At 59.7% G+C, this 20,292-nt stretch carries 20 protein-coding genes; 9 read left to right on the forward strand and 11 right to left on the reverse strand.

Annotated features, from left to right (window positions below):
- Nucleotides 1-22 precede the first annotated feature (22 nt).
- Complete coding sequence (locus Q672_RS27820; protein WP_022985781.1) at nucleotides 23-1,726, forward strand: alkyl sulfatase dimerization domain-containing protein; 1,704 nt, start codon at nucleotides 23-25, stop codon at nucleotides 1,724-1,726.
- A gap of 1 nt (nucleotide 1,727) precedes the next feature.
- Here Q672_RS27820 and Q672_RS27825 read toward each other — a convergent pair whose 3' ends face one another.
- Both Q672_RS27825 and Q672_RS27830 read right to left on the reverse strand, forming a co-directional pair.
- A complete protein-coding gene (locus Q672_RS27825; protein WP_022985782.1) occupies nucleotides 1,728-2,261 on the reverse strand; it encodes a M23 family metallopeptidase in 534 nt (177 codons plus the stop codon).
- Complete coding sequence (locus Q672_RS27830) at nucleotides 2,240-3,124, reverse strand: LysR family transcriptional regulator (RefSeq protein ID WP_022985783.1); 885 nt, start codon at nucleotides 3,122-3,124, stop codon at nucleotides 2,240-2,242. Before Q672_RS27830 ends, Q672_RS27825 begins: the two co-directional genes overlap by 22 nt.
- Nucleotides 3,125-3,273: 149 nt before the next feature.
- Here Q672_RS27830 and Q672_RS27835 point away from each other — a divergent pair, with 149 nt between their 5' ends.
- Entirely contained in the window at nucleotides 3,274-4,050 is a 777-nt protein-coding gene (locus Q672_RS27835; protein ID WP_022985784.1) for a ferredoxin--NADP reductase, read from the forward strand.
- 323 nt (nucleotides 4,051-4,373) lie between these two features.
- Entirely contained in the window at nucleotides 4,374-4,961 is a 588-nt protein-coding gene (locus Q672_RS0117270; RefSeq protein ID WP_022985785.1) for a protein tyrosine phosphatase family protein, read from the forward strand.
- 7 nt (nucleotides 4,962-4,968) lie between these two features.
- Here Q672_RS0117270 and Q672_RS27840 read toward each other — a convergent pair whose 3' ends face one another.
- Nucleotides 4,969-5,163: a YheV family putative zinc ribbon protein gene (locus tag Q672_RS27840; protein ID WP_022985786.1), complete on the reverse strand. Its 195-nt coding sequence runs from the start codon at nucleotides 5,161-5,163 to the stop codon at nucleotides 4,969-4,971.
- 56 nt (nucleotides 5,164-5,219) lie between these two features.
- Complete coding sequence (gene prlC, locus Q672_RS27845) at nucleotides 5,220-7,256, reverse strand: oligopeptidase A (protein WP_022985787.1); 2,037 nt, start codon at nucleotides 7,254-7,256, stop codon at nucleotides 5,220-5,222.
- Nucleotides 7,257-7,438: 182 nt separating this feature from the next.
- Between prlC and Q672_RS27850 the strand changes: the two genes are divergently transcribed.
- The gene (locus tag Q672_RS27850; protein ID WP_022985788.1) at nucleotides 7,439-7,981 is read left to right on the forward strand and encodes a gamma carbonic anhydrase family protein; all 543 of its coding nucleotides are present in this window, start codon (nucleotides 7,439-7,441) and stop codon (nucleotides 7,979-7,981) included.
- 46 nt (nucleotides 7,982-8,027) lie between these two features.
- Here the strand turns inward: Q672_RS27850 and Q672_RS27855 are convergent, their stop codons facing one another.
- The 7 genes from Q672_RS27855 to Q672_RS27885 all read right to left on the reverse strand — a co-directional run bounded on the left by Q672_RS27855 (nucleotide 8,028) and on the right by Q672_RS27885 (nucleotide 14,176).
- The gene (locus tag Q672_RS27855) at nucleotides 8,028-9,023 is read right to left on the reverse strand and encodes a lipid A deacylase LpxR family protein (protein WP_022985789.1); all 996 of its coding nucleotides are present in this window, start codon (nucleotides 9,021-9,023) and stop codon (nucleotides 8,028-8,030) included.
- A 55-nt stretch (nucleotides 9,024-9,078) separates the two neighbouring features.
- Entirely contained in the window at nucleotides 9,079-9,510 is a 432-nt protein-coding gene (locus tag Q672_RS27860) for an ion channel (RefSeq protein ID WP_031226636.1), read from the reverse strand.
- Nucleotides 9,511-9,524: 14 nt separating this feature from the next.
- Nucleotides 9,525-10,340 carry a shikimate dehydrogenase gene (gene aroE, locus Q672_RS27865; RefSeq protein WP_022985791.1) on the reverse strand — a complete coding sequence of 272 codons (816 nt, stop codon included), beginning with the start codon at nucleotides 10,338-10,340 and terminating at the stop codon, nucleotides 9,525-9,527.
- The gene (gene hemF / locus Q672_RS27870; RefSeq protein ID WP_022985792.1) at nucleotides 10,337-11,245 is read right to left on the reverse strand and encodes an oxygen-dependent coproporphyrinogen oxidase; all 909 of its coding nucleotides are present in this window, start codon (nucleotides 11,243-11,245) and stop codon (nucleotides 10,337-10,339) included. The genes aroE and hemF overlap by 4 nt, the downstream gene beginning before the upstream one ends.
- A 39-nt stretch (nucleotides 11,246-11,284) precedes the next feature.
- Nucleotides 11,285-11,833 (reverse strand): L-threonylcarbamoyladenylate synthase, encoded by a 549-nt coding sequence (locus tag Q672_RS27875; protein ID WP_022985793.1) that lies wholly within the window; start codon nucleotides 11,831-11,833, stop codon nucleotides 11,285-11,287.
- A gap of 128 nt (nucleotides 11,834-11,961) precedes the next feature.
- On the reverse strand, nucleotides 11,962-13,032 hold the full coding sequence (dprA, locus tag Q672_RS27880) for a DNA-processing protein DprA (protein WP_022985794.1): 1,071 nt from the start codon (nucleotides 13,030-13,032) through the stop codon (nucleotides 11,962-11,964).
- A 73-nt stretch (nucleotides 13,033-13,105) separates the two neighbouring features.
- Entirely contained in the window at nucleotides 13,106-14,176 is a 1,071-nt protein-coding gene (locus Q672_RS27885; protein WP_022985795.1) for a LysM peptidoglycan-binding domain-containing protein, read from the reverse strand.
- A 147-nt stretch (nucleotides 14,177-14,323) separates the two neighbouring features.
- Here Q672_RS27885 and def point away from each other — a divergent pair, with 147 nt between their 5' ends.
- The 5 genes from def (at nucleotide 14,324) to Q672_RS27910 (ending at nucleotide 20,269) form a co-directional block, all read left to right on the forward strand.
- A complete protein-coding gene (def, locus tag Q672_RS27890) occupies nucleotides 14,324-14,830 on the forward strand; it encodes a peptide deformylase (RefSeq protein ID WP_022985796.1) in 507 nt (168 codons plus the stop codon).
- 182 nt (nucleotides 14,831-15,012) lie between these two features.
- On the forward strand, nucleotides 15,013-15,993 hold the full coding sequence (gene fmt, locus Q672_RS27895) for a methionyl-tRNA formyltransferase (RefSeq protein WP_022985797.1): 981 nt from the start codon (nucleotides 15,013-15,015) through the stop codon (nucleotides 15,991-15,993).
- Nucleotides 15,980-17,287, forward strand: a complete 1,308-nt coding sequence (gene rsmB, locus Q672_RS27900) for a 16S rRNA (cytosine(967)-C(5))-methyltransferase RsmB (RefSeq protein WP_022985798.1) — start codon at nucleotides 15,980-15,982, stop codon at nucleotides 17,285-17,287. Before fmt ends, rsmB begins: the two co-directional genes overlap by 14 nt.
- On the forward strand, nucleotides 17,284-18,660 hold the full coding sequence (gene trkA, locus Q672_RS27905) for a Trk system potassium transporter TrkA (RefSeq protein WP_022985799.1): 1,377 nt from the start codon (nucleotides 17,284-17,286) through the stop codon (nucleotides 18,658-18,660). The genes rsmB and trkA overlap by 4 nt, the downstream gene beginning before the upstream one ends.
- 157 nt (nucleotides 18,661-18,817) lie before the next feature.
- Complete coding sequence (locus tag Q672_RS27910) at nucleotides 18,818-20,269, forward strand: TrkH family potassium uptake protein (RefSeq protein WP_022985800.1); 1,452 nt, start codon at nucleotides 18,818-18,820, stop codon at nucleotides 20,267-20,269.
- Nucleotides 20,270-20,292 lie beyond the last annotated feature (23 nt).

A 20,292-nucleotide genomic window follows, 5' to 3' on the forward strand; every position in this document is an offset into this window, starting at 1 on the left:
ATCCACAAGACAAGAGAACATCATGCGCTACCTGTTTGTTGTGTTTGCCGCCCTGTTGGCGGCGTGCGGCGAAGAGCCCTTGCCCACCAGTACGACCCAGCTCGCCCCGGAGGCACTCAAGGCCCATAGCGACCTGTTCCGAAAAGGCGTCGAAAAAGTCACCGACGGAGTCTATGTGGCCATCGGTTACGGGCTAGCCAATTCCATTATGCTGGAAGGGGACGATGGCATCATCATCGTCGACACCATGGAAACGGAAGAAGAAGCCCGTGAAGTGCTCGCCGCATTCCGTACCCTCACCGACAAGCCCGTCAAGGCCATCATCTACACCCATAACCATACCGACCATGTGTTCGGCGCAGCGGCGTTTGCCGAAGGAAATGACATCCCGGTCTATGCCCATGAGAGCACCAGTTATTACATCAACCGGGTGGTCAATCAGATCCGGCCGATTATCACCGCGCGTTCCATGCGCATGTTTGGCAACCACCTGCCTCACGGCGAACACATCAATGACGGTATCGGCCCCCATCTGGGCATAACCCCGGACAGCCAGCTCTATGCCTTGCCGCCCACGCACACCTTCAAGGACTCGCTGTCCGTCAACATCGCCGGCCTGCAGATCGAACTGGTCCACGCTCCCGGTGAAACCGAAGATCAACTGTTTGTCTGGCTGCCGGAAAAGCGTACCGTGCTGACCGGCGATAACATTTATCAGACCTTTCCCAATCTCTACACCATTCGCGGTACCTATTATCGGGACGTGAAGCAGTGGGCCAACAGTCTCGATACAATTCGCGAACTGGGTGCCGAGCACCTTGTGCCCAGCCACACCCGCCCGGTTCACGGCGCAGACAAGGTGGCACAGCTACTCACCGATTACAGCGACGCCATCAACTTTGTTCACGACCAGACCCTGCGCTACATGAATCTGGGATTGACCCCGGATCAGATTGTGGAAAAGGTGCACCTGCCCGAGCACCTGGCCAGCAACCCCTGGCTACAGGAGTTCTATGGCAAGGTCAGCTGGTCGGTGCGCTCGGTGTTCGACGGCTACCTGGGCTGGTTCAGCGGTAACCCCAGCGAACTGCAACCGCTGGCGGAAGAGGAACAAGCCCGACGCATGGCGGAGCTGGCCGGAGGCCGCGATGCCCTGCTGGACAAAGCCCGGCAGGCACTGGCGAATCAGGATGCCCAATGGGCGCTGGATCTCAGTGATCATCTGATGCTGCTCAAACCGGATGACAACGTCGTCAAAACCCTGCGTGCGGATGCGCTGCGCCAGCTCGGTGAAAAAGAAGCCAACCCCAATGCCCGCAACTATTACTTCACCGTTGCCCGTGAAGTCGCGGACGGATTGAATCCGGCTTTCCGCACACAAATGAGCGAGGACTTCCTGGCCACCCTGCCCATCGAGAATTTCCTCCAGGCCATGCCGGCACTGCTAAAGGCAGAAGACACACTCGACGAGAACGTAGCGCTGGGTTACGCCTTCCGTGACAGCAATAAGCAATTCACACTGCGTATTCGTCGTGGCGTGGCCAAGGTTCACACCGGCATTGATGACGATGTGGTCGCCACGCTCGACACCACCGAAGCCACCTGGAAGGCCATTGCTGCCGGCATCCAGAACCCCGCCACCGCCCTTGCCGGCGAGGCCCTGGATATCGACGGAAGCACTCTGTCCGCCATGAAAGTGCTGGGTTACTTCGAGAAGATCGACTGATTCAACCGTCGCGATCGAGGGTGAAATGTGCCGTGGGGTCGAGAAAGAACATCTTCTTCCACCCCTGCGGTGCGGCATCCCGGCGCCACGGCATCGGCAACAGGCTGAGCAGGGAATAGTGAAGGTGCGGCGGCTTCCCCGCCGCATTGCCACTGTCCCCCACCGAACCCACCGGCTCACCCGCTGCCAACCACACCCCACTGTCAGCAATGCTCTGCAAGTGGGCGTAGTAATGCAGGCGCCATTTCGGCCCCAGTATCAGCACTACCTTTCCGCCGCGGGACACGTCACCGCGATACAGCACCAGACCGCCACTGCTGGCGACCACCGGGGTACCCGCCGGGGCAAAGATATCCACGCCCTTGTGGACCCCGGATTTCCCCCAGGGGTGGTACCAGAAGGTTTGCGGATGCCAATCGTGGCGGCCCGCGCCCTGCACGGGAATATGCCGCCCCTCTGGCAGCAACAGCCCGATGATCAGCAAGGCCAGCAGCCCCCACAGGCCGCGCCGGCTTACCGTACGGAATCGCGACATAGTTCCAACCACCGTTCAATGCCCGGGCTACGGTATTTCTGCCGGTGCAGGACAAAGTAGAACTCCCGGCTGAAGTCCCGGTGCGGCACCGGCAACTCCACCAGCGAGCCCCGTTTAAACGCTTCCTTGAGGCAAACCCGCGACAGGCAGCTGACCCCCAGCCCGGCCTCCACCGCCCGTTTGATGGCCTCGGTATGCTCCAGCTCCAGGGCCAGATCCAGCTCTGGCACCAGCCCGTGCAGCGCCCGCTCGAAGGTCTGCCGGGTGCCGGAGCCGGATTCGCGCACAATCCAGTGGGCCGCCCTGAGGTCGTCGTCTGTAAGCGCTCCTTTACCCGCTAACGCATGCTCCGGGCTACAAAACACCACCAACTCATCATCACACCAGGGCAGCAATTCCAGATCCGGGTGATTCAACTCCCCCTCAATCAGGCCCAGATCCAGCTCGAAGGTAAGCACCCGGTCGACGATGGCGCGGGTATTGGCCACCTCCAGATGTACCCGTGCGCCCGGTTGCTCTGCCATGTATTCGGCCATGATGGCCACCGCCAGATAGTTACCGATCGTCAGGGTCGCCCCCACATTCAAGCGCCCCAAATCCCGGTGAGACTGCAAGTCCGACTCCAGTTCCCGGGCCTGGGCCAGCAGCGCCTCTGCCCGTGGCCAGAACTGGCGGCCCAGCTCATTGAGCTTGAGGCGCTTGCCGGCACGCTCGAAAAACTTCACCTCGTAGAGGCTTTCCAACTCCTTGAGCGCACCGGACGCCGCAGACTGGGACATATTCAGATGGCTGGCCGCATGGCTCACATTCTCAAAATGCGCAATGGCCAGAAACACTTCCAGCTGCCTGAGGGTGTAGCGCATGATTGCTTTCCGTGATTAAATGATAATCGTTATCGTTAATAGATATCGATTTTGTCGATATCAAATATCGGAACAACCCATTTTACCGATAAATCCATTTCGATTAAATTTCCACCAACTGGAATTTTGGAATAAGCGCTGATTTAACTATGTCTAATCTGAATACTGAAACCGTCACAAGCGTTCGTCACTGGAACGATACCCTGTTCAGCTTTACTACCAGCCGGGACCCGGGTTTCCGTTTCAAGAACGGGCATTTCACCATGATTGGTCTCGAGCAGGACAATGGCCGCCCGCTGCTGCGCGCCTACTCCATTGCCAGCGCCAACTATGAAGAAGAACTGGAGTTCTTCAGCATCAAGGTGCAGGACGGCCCACTGACGTCACAGCTGCAGAAAATTCAGCCGGGCGACAAGATCTATGTGAGCCGCAAGCCCACAGGCACCCTGGTGGCAGACCACCTGCTGCCCGGCAAGAACCTGTGGTTGCTGTCCACCGGCACCGGCCTGGCCCCGTTCATGAGCATCATCCGTGACCCGGAGATTTACGACCAGTTCGACCGGGTGATCCTGACCCACGGTGTGCGTCATGTCTCCGAACTGGCCTACCAGGACACCATCGAAAACGAACTGCCCAACAATGAGTTCTTTGGTGAATTCCTGAAAGGCAAGCTGCTGTACTACCCCACGGTCACCCGTGAGCCGTTCCGCAACCAGGGCCGCCTCACCGACCTGATGACCAGCGGCAAACTCTTCGAGGACCTGGGTCTGCCCAAGCCGAGCCTGGAAAACGACCGCTTCATGCTGTGCGGCAGCCCGGCCATGCTCAAGGACACCACCGCCATCCTCGACGACTGGGGGTTCAAGGAAACCCGTGGCGGCGAACTGGGTGAGTACGTGATCGAGCGGGCGTTTGTGGAGAAGTAGACAATACGCGTCACGACAACACGCCATAAAAAAAGGGCCGCATTGCGGCCCTTTTTGCTGGCGCCACCGGCCGCTGCAACGGGCCAGACTGTCGGCGAATCACCACCGTTTCCGCCAAGAATGTCAGAGAGCCCGGATATTCCCGCTGCTGCGGATACGTAAACCGGAGAGAGAAAAACAAGAAACGGGGGTGGGGATCACACCCTCCTGCGCGCAGCATGCAATGGCTGTTTATGTATACGCGGTGCACTATTGGTCATTGCTGGAACCTACCACTGCCCCAACACTGTGCCTATTCGCCGCCACTGCAGAGAAGCCGATCCATGGCAAGGCCAGGCAAAATCAGAACCCTGATCAAGCTGTTTGATGTCCGCTACTTCAACGGCTTCAACAGTCTGCGCAGCAGCCTGGGCTTTACCCGTACCCTGTTTCGACCTGCGCCCCGTGCCGTGCGGCTGGAACAGATATTTAACTACCTTCCAATCAGCTCCACGCTATCAAGCTCCGGGCAACCCACGGTGGCTCAGTTTACTCGCATCGCCGAAGCCGGCTTCGCCACCGTGATCAATCTTGCTCCCCACGGCGCAGAGAATGCCCTGGAAGATGAAGCGACCGTGGTCACCCGACTCGGCATGCGCTACGTACATATCCCGGTGGACTTCAAAAACCCGACGGAATGGGACTATCTGCGCTTCTGTTTTGCCATGAAAGAAGCAGGGACGTTGCCGGTGTGGGTACACTGCGCCGCCAACATGCGCGTGTCGGCTTTTCTTTATCGTTACCGGATCGAGAAGCTGGGAACGGGCAGGGAACAGGCTGCTGCCGACCTGGCCCGCATCTGGACCCCTTTCGGGGAATGGAAATCCTTCATCGAACGAACCGGTTCTACAGAGCGGAGTTCGGGCCGCTGATGAAGCACTATTTCTTGGGCGGCAACAGGGTGACCGGCCTGGCCAGGGCATCGGTCGCTTCAGGCGGCTTGGCATCCAGGTCCTTGCTGGCACCACAGGACACACACTCCATCCACTGGCGATCGTCTTCGATGACGCGCTGAATCTTGTCCTGCTGACCACACTCCGGGCACGTGGCCCCGGCAATAAACTGACGTTTCATGTTGCTCCCTCTCTTACACAGGGGCGGCGCAAGCGCCGCTCCTGCGGTGAGGCTCCCTAGCCGTTGATACCGGAATGACGCAGCAGCGGTTCCACACTGGGCTCGCGGCCCCGGAAGGCCTTGAACAGTTCCATGGGTTCGCGGCTGCCGCCCTTGGCAAGAATTTCGCTACGGAAAGCGCGGCCAGTTTGTTCGTTGAACTCACCGTCTTCTTCAAAGCGCGAGTAGGCATCGGCAGACAACACTTCCGCCCACTTGTAGCTGTAATACCCCGCCGCATAGCCGCCCGCAAAGATATGGCCAAAGCTGTTGGGGAAGCGGTTGAACGCCGGCGGCTGAATCACCGACACCTGTTCACGCACATCCTTCAACACGTCATACAGGTTCATGCCCGGCTGGTACTCGGCATGAATCCGCATGTCGAACAACGAAAACTCCAGCTGACGCACCATCTGCATGGCGCTCTGGAAATTTTTGGCGGCGAGCATTTTTTCCAGTTTTTCCTTCGGCAGCGGTTCACCGCTTTCAAAGTGACCGGAAATCAGGGCAATGCCTTCTTCGGTCCAGCACCAGTTCTCCAGAAACTGGCTGGGCAGTTCCACCGCATCCCAGGCGACACCATTGATACCGGAAATTCCTGACACATCCTGCTCGGTCAGCATGTGATGCAGCCCGTGACCGAATTCGTGAAACAGGGTGACCACTTCATCGTGCGTCAGCAGGCCTGGCTTGCCTCCCGCGGGCGGCGCAAAATTACAGGTCAGGTAGGCCACCGGCGTTTGTACCGTTCCATCCGCCAGGCGGCGGCGAATGCGCGCATCATCCATCCAGGCGCCACCGCGCTTGCCGGTGCGGGCGTACATGTCCAGATAGAAGGCCGCGCGAACACTGCCGTCATCGTCCACCAGCTCATAGAAACGCACATCGTCATGCCAGGTTTCCACGTCCTGGCGAGCCCGGAACTGGATGCCGAACAGTTTGCCGACAATCGCAAACATGCCGTTAATCACGGTATCTGCCGGGAACCACGGACGCAGTTCTTCTTCGGAAATACTGTAGCGTTCCTCTCGCAAACGCTCGCTCCAGAAACCGATATCCCAGGGCTGCAGGTCATCCGCCCCCTGCTCTGCGGCGTACGCTTTCAGTTCAGCCAGTTCCTGTTCTGCCTGCGGCTTGGCCCTTTCGGCCAGGTCTTCCAGGAAGGTCATGACTTCCTGTACATCGCGGGCCATTTTTGTCGCCAGGGATTTTTCGCCATAGTTGGCAAACCCCAGCAGCTGGGCCTGCTGATGACGCAGCGCCAGAATTTCATCCATGATCGCGGCATTGTCGAACTTGCCGGCATGAGGGCCCTGGTCCGACGCCTTGGTGGTCCAGGCGGTGTACATTTCTTCTCGCAACGCAGCGTTCCTGCAGTGGCTCATCACCGCGATGAACACCGGCGCATCCAGTGTCAGCAACCAGCCTTCCTTGCCTTCCGCGTTGGCTCGATCGGCCGCCCCGGCACGGGCGCTTTCGGGCAGCCCCTCCAGCTCGGCCTCATCGGTCACGTGCTTGCTCCAGGCCTGGGTGGCATCCAGCACGTTGTCTGAAAAGGTGCTGGTGAGCTCGGACAACCGTTTGGAATTGGCCATGTACTCGGCTTTCTTGTCTTCCGGCAGATCCACCCCGGACAAACGAAAATCCCGCAGGGTATTGTCGATATCTTTCTGCTGGGCCTCGGTCAGCGAATCCCATTGCGCACTGTCGCGCAGGGACTGATAGGCCGCGCACAAGGCCGCGTTCTGTCCCACTTCGGTGCCGTATTCGCTGAGCAGGGGCAGGCAACTATTGTAGGCATTACGCAGGGCCTCATTCTGGGCAACGGCGTTGAGGTGCCCGGCCGGGCCGAAGGCCTTGCCGAGACGGTCATCTTCCTCATCCAGCGCCTGCACCAGACTGGCGTAATCAAATTGTCCCGCCGCCAGCACCTGCTCAATACGGGCACGCCCCTGCGCGACCAGCTGCTCGACAGCGGGCAGCACATGCTCCGGCTTGATCTCGGAGAAGGGCGGAAGGTCGGTGTAATCAATCAGCGGATTGTTGTTGCTCATGGGGTCTCGGTCCTGCGTTGTCTGTACAACCTGAAGGTGGATAATGGACCTTCACGGTGTGTTGCACCGTAGGGCGGAAGTCGCCTCAGGCGATCTCCGCCGATTTGGCGTTTGATGGCGGAGATGGACTGGCCCCTTTCCGCCCTACAGTTATTCATTTGTTAATCCAGAGTGTATCAGTGATGGGGATTCGCCGCTTTGAAGACAAGGCCCCGCAGTTGGGTGAACGGGTATTTGTGGACAGGGATGCCACCGTCATCGGGGAGGTACACCTGGGCGATGACTGCTCGGTGTGGCCCAAGGCGGTGATCCGGGGCGACATGCATCGCATCGAAATTGGCGCGCGGGTCAGCATTCAGGATAACGCCGTGCTACACATCACCCATGCCTCCACCTTCAATCCCGGCGGCTACGGGCTGAAGATCGGCGACGATGTCACCATTGCCCATCAGGCCATGCTGCACGGCTGCACACTGGGTAACCGGGTCATGGTGGGCATGCAGGCAATCATCATGGATGGTGCTGTGGTGGAAGACGAGGTGATCGTGGCGGCCGGTTCTCTGGTAGGCCCGGGCAAGCGGCTGGAAAGTGGTTTTCTGTACCGCGGCCAGCCCGCCCGGCAGGCGCGCCCGTTGACCTCGGAAGAAAGGCAGTTCCTGACCTATGTGGCGGGGAATTATGTGCGCCTGAAGGATCGCTATCTGGAGGAAGGGGGGCATGTGTAACCCTTGGAAGCGCGCCGCCTTGAAGGAACCAGGTCTTGCAGGACAATCAGATCTGCCACATGAACGACATGTTGCCGAAGCTCAGCGGTTCATCGCTGTCACGCAGTGGTGAGCTGGAGCCTTGCAAGGTCAGGGTAAAAGAAAAGCGGTCCCAGCGAACGCCGCCGCCAATCACCAGACCGAGAATGCCGTCGCGGGTTTCTACCTGATAGGGCCCACTGTGCGCTTCCAGATAGGAATAGCCGATATATTCCCCAAACGTGGCAATAAAGGCTTCCCAGCCAAAACCGTGTCCATCGAACAACCCCACCAATGAACCCGCCGTGCCGATACCCGCATAATCCGGTATGAAATTACGCGGCAGGTTTCTGCCAAAGCGCAGGAACCCCCCCGCCGAGGCGGTGGCATGGAAATTATTGGCATCCACGCCAGCGGCATATCCCAACTCGGTCTGCCAGCCACTGTCTGAAACCCGCTGCCACGCCCGGCGTGCATGGATAACGTACGCACCACCAATCACATCCGGCCCAAGCTGGTATTCCCAGCCCTGCGGCTCGGTAGAACCGGTGATGCGATGCACCATTTTCTGACTTTGCTCCGCACCGGAGTCTTCCCCGACCACACCGATACGCACGCCATAACCGGTCAGACTGTCTGCCCCCCAGCTGAACAGGCCGGCTTCCAGGTTGCTGTAGCCGATGTAGGGCAGGTCCTGGTAATCCGGCGTAGTCCGGCTGATATCTGAAGGCGTGATCATGGCCTGCTCAAGGCTCAGGGTCATGGCATTCTGTCGATCTCTCACCCCCACTCCCGGCAAGGGGGAAAGCCCTTTTGCCAACGAGCAGGTCACAGAGCCTGCCTGGCCGCAATCATGCCCATCCCCCACCCAGCTGAGGCGAACGCCATTGGTATATTGCCCATCAGAACCGACGAACAGATCGTTATCCCAGGAAAAACCTAACGTCGATGCGGAGGCTGCTACAGGCAAAGCGATAATAAAGAGACCCAGGCTCGATGCACGGGCCAACAGCGGTGTGGACATACCTTTCTCTCAACAGATTATGTGGTTGCCCCCGAAAGGCCGCCCTGCAGCAATATCAGAAACGCCAGCGCCGCTGCATGACCAGGAAGGCAAACGATGCCGACCAGGTAATCAAAATCAATCCATTGAGAGCTTCCACCCCCGCCACTAGCCGCAAGGTGCCCATGGGATAGAGATCCCCGAGCCCCAATGAGGTATAGCAGGCTGCCGAAAAATACAGGTGATCCAGGAAACTGCCATCCACAGCGCCTCCCAGATTCATGGCGGTATCGTTATTGTCGATCCAGAAATAAATGAGGCCGTAGAGCGAAATTTCAACCATGTGCGCAGCGAACATGATGATCACCACCACAAGAATTTCACCCCGTACCCGCTGCTTCCAGCGCTTGAGCAATTCGGACAGCCCGGCCAGGGTCCAAAAATGCAGGGTGACAGTGACCAGCACCATGGCCAGCGAGACCACCGAAGCATAGATCACCTCATACATCACCCCACCTTCCATCATCGGCGCATCATCGCCATGACCGGGGCCGTATCGGGCCGCCAGCCCCGCCAGAGTGCAAAGGCTTCCGCAGCCTGTTCCACCAGCATGCCCAGTCCATCTGCGGTGGCCGCCGCGCCCTGCTGCTGCGCCCAGCGCATGAACGGCGTGGGTTCGCTGCCATAGACCATGTCGTAGGCCACGGCGCCCTCCGCCAAGAGCCCGTCGGGCAAGTCAGGCATGTCACCGTGCAGCCCCGCTGAAATGGCATTGATGACCAGATCAAACTGCCCCATGAGATTTTCCAGGCCACTGCCAAGCACCGGTGAGTTGCTGCCGTCCATAAACTGGCGGGCCAGAATTTCCGCTTTCTCTCGGGTGCGGTTGGCGACCCGCACCAGGGTCGGTTTTTCTGCCAGCAACGGCCCCATGACACCCCGCACCGCACCACCAGCACCCAGTACCAGCACGCGCTTGCCCTGAATCGCCCAGCCCAGATTCTCGCGGATGTCGGTGACCAGCCCGGCGCCATCGGTGTTGTCACCGTTCAGTTGATCCCCTTCCCACCACAAGGTGTTGACGGCCCCCGCAAGGTCAGCTCGCTCGGTGACTGCACCGCATAATTGATAGGCTTGTTCCTTGAACGGAACCGTGACATTGGCCCCCAGCCCGCCATCAGCGCGCAGCGCATTTACCGCTCCGGCAAAATCGTCCAACGGCGCTTCACGTTTTTCATAACGCAGGTCGTCACCCTGCTGGGCGGCAAAAGCATGGTGGATATCCGGCGAGCGAGAATGCGCCACCGGATTACCAAAAACACAGTACAAGGCGGTCATAGCCACTCCCGCTGGATCAGGAATTTGTCATACAGCTCGGCTTCAGCACTGCCGGGCTCCGGATGCCAATCGTAGTCCCAGCGCACCAGCGGCGGCAGCGACATGAGAATGGATTCCGTACGGCCACCGGATTGCAGACCAAAGATGGTGCCGCGGTCGAAGACCAGGTTGAACTCCACATAACGGCCACGGCGATAGAGCTGGAAATTGCGCTCGCGCTCACCGTACGCCAAGTCCTTGCGACGGGCCATGATCGGCCGGTACGCCTTCACATAGGCATCGCCGACACTGCGCATCAGGGCAAAACTGGTATCGAAATCGAAACGGTTCAGATCATCGAAAAACAGGCCGCCGACACCACGGGGCTCGTCCCGGTGCTTGAGATGAAAGTAGTCATCACACCAGCGTTTGAATTCCGGATAAATGTCATCGCCAAAAGGATCGCAGGCCGCCTTGGCGGTGCGATGCCATTGCGTTACATCCTCTTCAAAACCGTAGTAGGGCGTCAGATCGAAGCCACCGCCAAACCACCACACCGGTGCTTCGCCTTCCTTTTCGGCCACGAAAAAACGCACATTGGCATGACTGGTGGGGACATAGGGGTTTTTCGGGTGAATCACCAGAGACACCCCCATGGCCTGAAAACTGCGACCGGCCAGTTCAGGTCGTGCGGCGGTAGCCGACGGTGGCAACTGACTGCCAAATACGTGGGAAAAATTCACCCCGCCTTTCTCGATCACAGTGCCGTTTTCCATCACGCGACTGCGGCCACCGCCGCCCTGTTCGCGATCCCAGGCATCTTCACGGAACGCACCGCCGCCATCTTCGGCCGCCAGTTCCTCACAAATACGGTCCTGCAGGTCCAGCAGGTAGTCTTTTACCGCCTGCAGTGAAACGTCTGACATGCTTTTCTCCCCGGGAATGACAGAGGCCAGGCACACGCGTCAGGCGCGCAGGGTCTGGCCGCTTTCCAGATCGATAATGGTAGAGGGTTTGCTCGCGCGGTCACAGGCGCCGGACACAATAAAGTCCAGCCGATCCCCAAGCTGGCGCGCCACCTGAAACCGGTTTCGGGTAGACGGACGCCCGGACAGGTTGGCACTGGTAGAAATGATCGGGTGCCCGACCAGCCGACACAACTCCCGTGCCAGCGGGTGATCCGGCACCCGGATCGCCACCTTGCGATGCTTGCCGGTCACCCACGCTGGCACACTGGGCCCCGCCTCTACCAGATAGGTACGGGGCGCCGGCCATTCACGGCCCAGCTGCTCGTGCTGGCGTGCATCCAGTACCACATGGGGCGCCAGCTGCTCCAGATCCGCGCCGATCAGAATCAGCCCCTTGTGCTCCGGGCGCTGCTTGATCGCCAGCAGGCGCATGACTGCCGTCCGACTGAAAGGGTCACAACCGAGCCCGTAGACGGATTCGGTAGGGTAAGCCACCACACCGCCCGACTGGATGATGTGTGCGGCACTGAGAAGATGCTGATACATGACAGGTCCTGCGGGATTAGGGAGCCTCTGAATAACTCCTTGCGTACTCAGCGTGTCCCGGAGCGAGCAAGGAGTTACTCAGAGGCTCCCAAGGAAAAGCGCGAACTTACCCTGCCCGCAGGCCTGACTCAAGACGTATGGCTGGCAGAGCGCTTCAGGTATCCCCCTGAGACCCTTTCCACCCAGCCTTCCAACTCCAGATCCGACAGCTGCCCGGCCAACTCATTCATCGGCAGCCCACTACGCGCCTGTAACACATCCATGGAATTGAGCCCCGAGGTCAAATGCTGCAGCAACGCGGGCTGGGCGGCGTCTTCCCTGACGCCGCTGGATTCCACACAACGCCGGAAGTCACCGAATGCCTGGAAGATATCGTCCACCGATTCCAGCCAGTTAGCGCCGTCACGTAGCAACTGGTGACAGCCCTTACTGAGGGGATTGTGAATACTGCCCGGAATAGCGAAGACCTCTCGCCCCTGAGACAAGGCCGTGCGCGCCGTAATGAGAGAACCACTGCGCAACGCCGCTTCTACCACCAGAGTCCCGAGTGACAACCCGCTGATGATACGATTACGCAGGGGAAACTGGGACGGCAGCGGCGCTGAGCCCGGTGCGAATTCTGTCACCACAGCCCCCCCGCTATCGACAATCTGTCCGGCCAACATGGCGTTGCGAGGCGGGTAAATTCGGTCCGGACCACTGCCTAGAACCGCAACGGTGTTGCCAGTCGCCAGCGCCCCGCGATGAGCGGCAGCATCGACCCCCAGCGCCAGCCCGCTCACCACCACAAAGCCGGCAGCGGCCAGCTGGCGCGAAAAACGTCGACTGTTGTCGAGACCGTCCGCAGAGGCATTACGGGCTCCGACAATCGCCAATGCCGGCGCATGCAGGGTGTCCATTTGCCCGCGCACAGCCAGTACTCCGGGCGGATCCTGAATATCCGCCAGCAACGCGGGATACTCCTCATCACCCAGCGCAATCCATCGCCAGCCCTGCTCTCGTAGGTGTGCGTAATGGGCAGACAACGAGCCCGTATTATCCAGCAGACGCGCCCGCTCTTTTAGCCCGGCAGGCAACAAGGGGAGAAACTCGGATACTGGTGCGGAGGCGATCCGATGTTGTTTCAGTGCGCGGCCCAGAGCCGCGGATGACGGGGAAAACAACGCCTGCAACAGCAGGCGTTTGAATTGTCCGTCCATCGCCCACCTCCTTGTGTGCGTTGACGGTTTATCGGGACTGAAAGCTGGCGAGCGCAGACGCCGGGTCAGGGTCTCAGTAGCTTCCCACCGGGCTTTCAGCAGAGTCGTTCATGTAGATCGGGCGACTGGATTCCATGATCAAGCCGTAGCTGACTTTATCGAACACCCGGAAGATTACCAGCGACCCGGTCTTCTCGCGGGGCAACTGGACATTATCCCCCAACTGGCGGTCACGAACGATTTCACCGGCACCAAAGATATCCAGCACATTCCCTTCCTTCAGACCATCACGTAGCCCTTTATTCAGGACCACCACATCGTTGCGAGCCACACTGTTGATGCGGTCGAAGAAACGGATAATCTTGGCTTCTACCTTGGTATCCGGCGCAGAGGGATACAACACTGCCCGTACGCGACGATCCTCGGTGGAGAAAATCCGGTCATCAATGCGGATATCTTCTGTGGAACTGGTTACCCGCAGGCTGAGCATCTCGCCCTCATGGTTGGAGACTCGCCCCAGACCGATCTGACGGGCTTCGTAGCCCAGCACTTCCTTGGTTTCCGGGTCCACATATTGCTCCCCGGTACGATAGATGCCGTAGCCTTGCTCAAGGCCCTCCCACTGCGTGCGGGTGTCACGGGCGTACACCGTATCGCCCTCACCAAAGACCACACGACGATCGCGGCCGCCAACAAGATAGGGGGCCTCTTGGATTTCCTGACGGGTAACCACCAGGCCTTCCTTCAAATACGCCGCAATGGCACTGGCAGGGATCGCCGGGATGGCTTCATCGTTGGCAATTTCACGCACTTTCGGGGACAGCTTGACCACCCCGTTGTTCATGACTTGTTCCTGGACGCCACGCTCAACGCTCAGCCGGGGCTCGCCATTCACATAGGAAAGACGGATTTCATCACCGGGATAAATCAGATGAGGATTGCTGATTTCCTCATTGATCTGCCAGATTTCCGGCCACTGCCAGGGCTCTTCCAGAAAACGGCCACTGATATCCCACAGGGTGTCGCCGTTTTTCACGTAATATTTGCTGGGATGCCCGTCTTTCAGGGTGACGGCGGCGGAGGCCAGAGTGGCAACCGATAGCATCAACCCGACAGTGAAGGCGCGCTGGACCGATTTCATCATCATCGGATTCCTTTTATCATTATTGGACTCATCCCCAAGAGCTGCCGTGCGTCCTTGAGGCAGGCACGGTTTCTTTTGGATATTAGCAATGCGATCATATATTTAGCAACCAAATTTCGAGTGCTATCGCAACTGCCGAGAACGTACATGGCCAAACTGGAAATACTGGAATTCCCTGACCCCCGGCTACGAACCGTAGCAAAGCCGGTGGAAAAGGTGGATGACGAGCTTCGCAAACTGATCGACGACATGTTCGAAACCATGTACGACGCCCCCGGGATTGGCCTGGCCGCCACCCAGGTGAACGTACACAAGCGTGTCATCGTCATGGACCTGTCCGAAGACAAGTCCGAGCCACGGGTGTTCATCAACCCGGAGATCACTCCGCTCACCGACGATCTTGCCCCCTACGAGGAAGGCTGCCTGTCGGTCCCCGGCTTCTATGAGAAGGTCAAGCGCCCGGCACGGGTGAAGATCAAGGCGCTGGACCGGGACGGTAATGTTTTCGAGGAAGAGGCCGACGAGCTTCTGGCCACCTGTATCCAGCATGAAATTGATCACCTGGAAGGCAAGCTGTTCGTGGACTACGTCTCACGCCTGAAGCGCGACCGGATCAAGAAGAAGCTGGAGAAAGTGCACCGGCTGCAGGGGTGAAAAGCAGCTGACAGCTTCGAGCGACCAGCTGCGAGGCGCGATCGCACTCCTTGATTGATTCACCTCAGTGCCCGCGCCCAACCCGCAAACGCGGCTGATTCGCTTCAGCCTGCACACATCATCAATCGCGTAGAGGCTCGCAGCTCATAGCTCGTAGCTCACCGCTCCAAAGAGGTCGTTCATTGAAACCCCTACGTCTCGCCTTCGCCGGCACCCCGGATTTCGCCGCCGCCAGCCTGCAGGCCGTACTCGACAGCCCGCATGAAGTGGTAGCTGTACTCACCCAGCCGGACCGCGCTGCCGGCCGCGGCAAGAAGGTCCAGATGAGTCCGGTGAAACAGCTCGCTCTGGCCCATCACATAGACGTACTGCAACCGGAAAACCTCAAGGGCGAGGCCATTCGCCAGCAGCTGCGCGACCTGAATCTGGATGCCCTGGTGGTGGTCGCCTACGGCCTGATCATTCCCCAGGCCGTGCTCGACATCCCGCGGCTTGGCTGCCTGAACGTGCACGGCTCCCTGCTGCCCCGCTGGCGTGGGGCAGCGCCAATCCAGCGCGCCATCAGCGTGGGCGACACCGAGACCGGCAACACCATCATGCAGATGGAAGCCGGGCTTGATACCGGCCCCATGCTGCTCAGCGAAGCGCTACCCATCGGTGACAGCGAGACCGGCGGTGAGCTGCACGACCGGCTGGCTGCCCAGGGCGCTCGCCTGCTGGTCACCGTACTGAATGATCTGGAGCCGTATCTGGCCAACGCCACCGTGCAGCCTGACGACGGTGTCACCTACGCCCACAAACTCAGCAAGGCGGAAGGGCAGCTGGATTTCCGCCTGCCCACGCGCGCCCTGTATAACCGCATTCGTGCCTTCAACCCCTTTCCTGTCGCGTGGGTGCCTTTGAAAGGCCAACCCATGCGCGTCTGGAAAGCCAGCGAAAGCCCCCTGCCCGGCAAGGATGACGACGAACCCGGGCATATCCTCAACGTGGATGACAACGGCATTCAGGTGGCCACCGGTGATGGCATCCTGACGCTGGAAGAGCTGCAACTGCCCGGCAAACGGCGCATGGCCGTAGCGGACCTGTTGCGTGGCAACCCCGACCTGTTCCAGGTGGGCGAGCCTCTTGGTGATCCGCTGGATACAGACCGTGGCGACGCCTGACCCGCGGCTCAGCGCCGTGCGTGTCCTTGACCGGGTGATTCCCGGCAAGGGCGACGGGGAAAGCCTGCGCGAGGTGCTGAGGGACTTCCCCCTGGCAGGCAGCGACGGCGGCCTGATGCGCGACATCAGCTTTGGGGTCTGCCGCCATTTGCGCCCCCTCAACCACTGGCTCAACCAGCAATTATCCAAGCCCCTCAAAGCCAGCGCTCAACCCGTACGCCTGACCCTGCTGGCCGGACTGTACGAGCTGTGGTTCACCGAACGTCCGGCCCATGCCATCGTCAACGCGTACCCGGCCCTGTGCCGCAAGCTGAAGGCCCCCTGGGCCGCCGGGCTCAGCAACGCCGTGTTGCGTAAAGCCAGCCAGCTACGTGCTGAGCAAGCGCTTGCCGACGCCACCCCGAATATCCGCCTGAGCCTGCCGGACTGGCTGTACAAACGCTGGTGCCAGGACTGGCCGGATCAAGCCGACACTATCGCCCAGGCCAACCTGCACACGCCGCCCTTTACCTTGCGAGTCAATCGTCAGCAGCAACAGCGCGCCGGCGCCATTGCCGCCCTGGGTGAGGGCGCCCGCCCCGGTGAACTGTCCCCCTGGAGCATTTATGTGACGCCGGCCCGGCCGGTGTTCGATCTGCCCGGCTTTGAGCAAGGCGCCCTGTCGGTACAGGATGAAGCCGCCCAACTGCCCGCAGAATTACTGCAGGCACCGCCCACTGGCCGCATTCTCGATGCCTGCGCGGCCCCCGGCGGCAAGACTGGCCAGCTGCGCGAGAAATTCCCCAACGCCGAGCTGGTCGCGCTGGAGCTGGAAGGCAAACGGCTGCGCCGTATCGAAGAGAATCTGGCCCGCCTCAACGCCACCGCCACCCTGTTGCAGGGCGATGCCAGCCAGCCCGACAGCTGGTGGGACGGCAAGCCGTTCGATGCCATCCTGCTGGACGCTCCCTGTTCCGCCACCGGCATCCTGCGCCGCCAACCGGATGTAAAGTGGCACCGAAAGTCGTCGGACATTCCGGTACTGGCCGATTTACAAGCCCGCATGCTGGATGCACTATGGCCGCTGCTCAAACCCGGCGGCATGCTGGTGTATGCCACCTGCTCGGTACTGCGCGAAGAGAATGATCACCAGATCAGCGCCTTCCTGCAGCGCCAGCCACAAGCCCGGGATGTGACGCCGCGGCCGGAACAGGCCACAATGGTCGACGCGGGATGGCAGTTGTTTCCGCAGCAAGACGGACCGGATGGCTTTTATCTGGCTTGCCTGCGCAAGGGGGCTCAGCAGGATACATGAAGATCATTATTCTCGGTGCCGGTCAGGTGGGGGGCACCCTGGCGGAAAACCTGGCCAACGAGCGCAACGACATCACCGTCATCGACACCGATGCGGAGCGTCTGCGTGAGCTCGGCGACCGACTCGACATCGGCACCGTGCGCGGCATGGGCTGCTACCCTGCGGTATTGAAAGAGGCCGGCGCCGAAGACGCCGACATGCTGATCGCCGTAACCAACTCTGACGAGGTGAACATGATCGCCTGTCAGGTGGCTTACTCCCTGTTCCGCACCCCCTCCAAGATTGCCCGTATCCGCACCGCCCACTACACCAGCCGGTCGGAAAAGCTGTTCAACGAAAACGCCCTGCCCATCGATGTGATCATCAGCCCCGAGCAGGTAGTCACCGATTATATTCGTCGCCTGATTGAGCACCCCGGCGCCCTGCAGGTAGTGAACTTTGCCGGCGGCCGGGTACAGCTGGTGGCGGTGCGCGCCTATTATGGCGGCCCGCTGGTCGGCAACGAGCTGCGCGAACTGCGCAAGCACATGCCCAATGTGGACACCCGCGTGGCGGCCATCTTCCGTCGCGGCCGCCCCATCATTCCGGAAGGCAACACCGTTATCGAAGCCGATGACGAAGTGTTCTTTATTGCAGCCAAGAACGACATCCGCGCCGTCATGAGCGAACTGCGTCGTCTTGAGCACAACTACAAGCGCGTGGTCATCGCTGGCGGCGGCAACATCGGCTACCGTCTGGCCAAGACCATCCAGACTCGCTACAACGTCAAGGTGCTGGAGCGCAGTCCTGATCGCGCCGAGTGGCTCGGGGAAAAACTGCACCAGACCGTGGTGCTGCAAGGCCTCGCCACCGACCGTGACGAACTGCTCAAGGCCAACATCGAAAACACCGATGTGTTCTGCGCCCTGACCAACGACGACGAGGCCAACATCATGGCTTCGTTGCTGGCCAAGCGGCTGGGCGCACGTAAAGTCATGACACTGATTTCCAACCCGGCCTATGTGGATCTGGTGCAAGGGCACGACATCGATATCGCCATTTCGCCTCAACAGTCCACCATCGGCAGCCTGCTCAGCCACGTACGCCGCGGCGACGTGGTGAACGTCTACTCCCTGCGTCGCGGCGCCGCCGAAGCGATTGAAGCCATTGCCCACGGCGACGCCAAATCGTCCAAAGTGGTGGGCCGCGCCATTGAAGATATCGACCTGCCCGAAGGCACCACCATCGGCGCCATCGTGCGCGGAGAAAAAGTACTGATTGCCCATGATGACGTGATGATCGAACCTGACGATCACGTCATCCTGTTCCTGATCGACAAACGCCGCACCCGGGACGTAGAAAAACTGTTCCAGGTGGGCTTTACGTTCTTTTAGGAGATTCTGTGGTGGCTGGAGTGGCGGCAATGTTGGCAGTTTCGTTTGACCGGTCGGACGTCGGGCGTCGGACGTCGGACGCTTTTAACCTCGCATCACGTTTCAGTGTTTGCGCGTCAGATATCACACGTCCGACGTCCGACCAGGCCTCCTAACCATGCACTTCGCGTTGATCTCAAAGATCCTTGGCCTGCTACTGGTGGTATTCAGCTTTACCATGATGCCCCCCGTGGCCGTGTCATACTGGTATCAGGAAGGCAGCGAAGGGCCATTTTTGATTTCCTTTGTGATCACGCTACTGCTCGGGCTCGGGTTGTGGCTGCCGTTCTTCCGCAACAAGGCGGAATTGCAAACCCGTGACGGCTTTCTGGTCGTCACCCTGTTCTGGTCGGTGCTTGGGGTGATCGGGGCACTGCCGCTGATCATCAGCGATGATGTGCCCGTAGGTTTTACCGATGCGGTGTTTGAGTCGGTCTCCGGGCTTACCACCACCGGCGCCACCATTCTTTCCGGCATCGACTTTTTACCTAAATCAATTCTGTTCTACCGTCAGCAGCTGCAATGGCTCGGCGGCATGGGGGTGGTGGTCTTGGCAGTGGCGATTCTGCCCATGCTTGGGATCGGGGGCATGCAGCTGTACAAGGCCGAAATTCCCGGCCCCATGAAAGACGCCAAATTGACTCCCCGCATCGCGGAAACTGCCAAGGCCCTGTGGTTCCTTTACCTGTTTATTACCCTGGCCTGCGCGGCACTGTACTGGGCTTTCGGCATGAGTGTTTTCGACGCCATTTGCCACAGTTTCAGCACCGTTGCCACGGGCGGCTTTTCCACTCATGACGCCTCCATGGCGTACTGGGACAACCCACTGATTGACTGGACCGCCACCATTTTTATCCTGATCGGCGGCCTGAACTTTGCGCTGCACTTTGCGGTATGGCGGGGCCGCTCCCTGTTCGCCTATCTTCGCGATCCGGAATTCCGCTTTTTTATTGGCCTGTTTCTGATGTACACCGCCATCATCACGGCAGGACTGTTATTCTTCCATTATGATTTTAATTTTGCGGATGCATTGCGGCATTCCGCCTTCCAGGTTGCATCGTTCAGCACCGGGACCGGGCTGACCAGCACCAATGCTGCCGCCTTCCCCGGCTTCATCCCCTACCTGTTGGTGTTCACCAGCTTTATTGGTGGCTGTGCCGGTTCCACCGGTGGCGGCATGAAAGCGGTCCGTGCGGCCCTGGTCTTCCATCACAGCATCCGGGAACTGCGCCGCCTGATTTACCCTAATGGCATTTTCGCGCTTCGCTTTGGTCGTCAATCCGTTCCGGATCGCGTACTGCAAGCAGTGTGGGGCTTTGTGGGCGTGTACATCACCATCTCGGTGATTTTTACCCTGCTGTTCACCATGACCGGCATGGATCTGACCACCGCGGTCAGCGCGGTTGCCGCCAGCCTGAACAATCTGGGCGTCGGCATCGGGCAGGTAGGGGGAGGCTTCATCAATATTACCGATAGCGCCAAATGGATGATGACCGTTCTGATGATTGCCGGGCGCCTGGAAATTTTCACCCTGCTGGTTCTCTTCACCCCCATGTTCTGGCGCCAATAAACGGCTTTCCCGCGCGCCAGCGC

This window comes from Alcanivorax sp. P2S70, from assembly GCF_000475295.1.
Taxonomy (GTDB): domain Bacteria; phylum Pseudomonadota; class Gammaproteobacteria; order Pseudomonadales; family Alcanivoracaceae; genus Alcanivorax; species Alcanivorax profundi.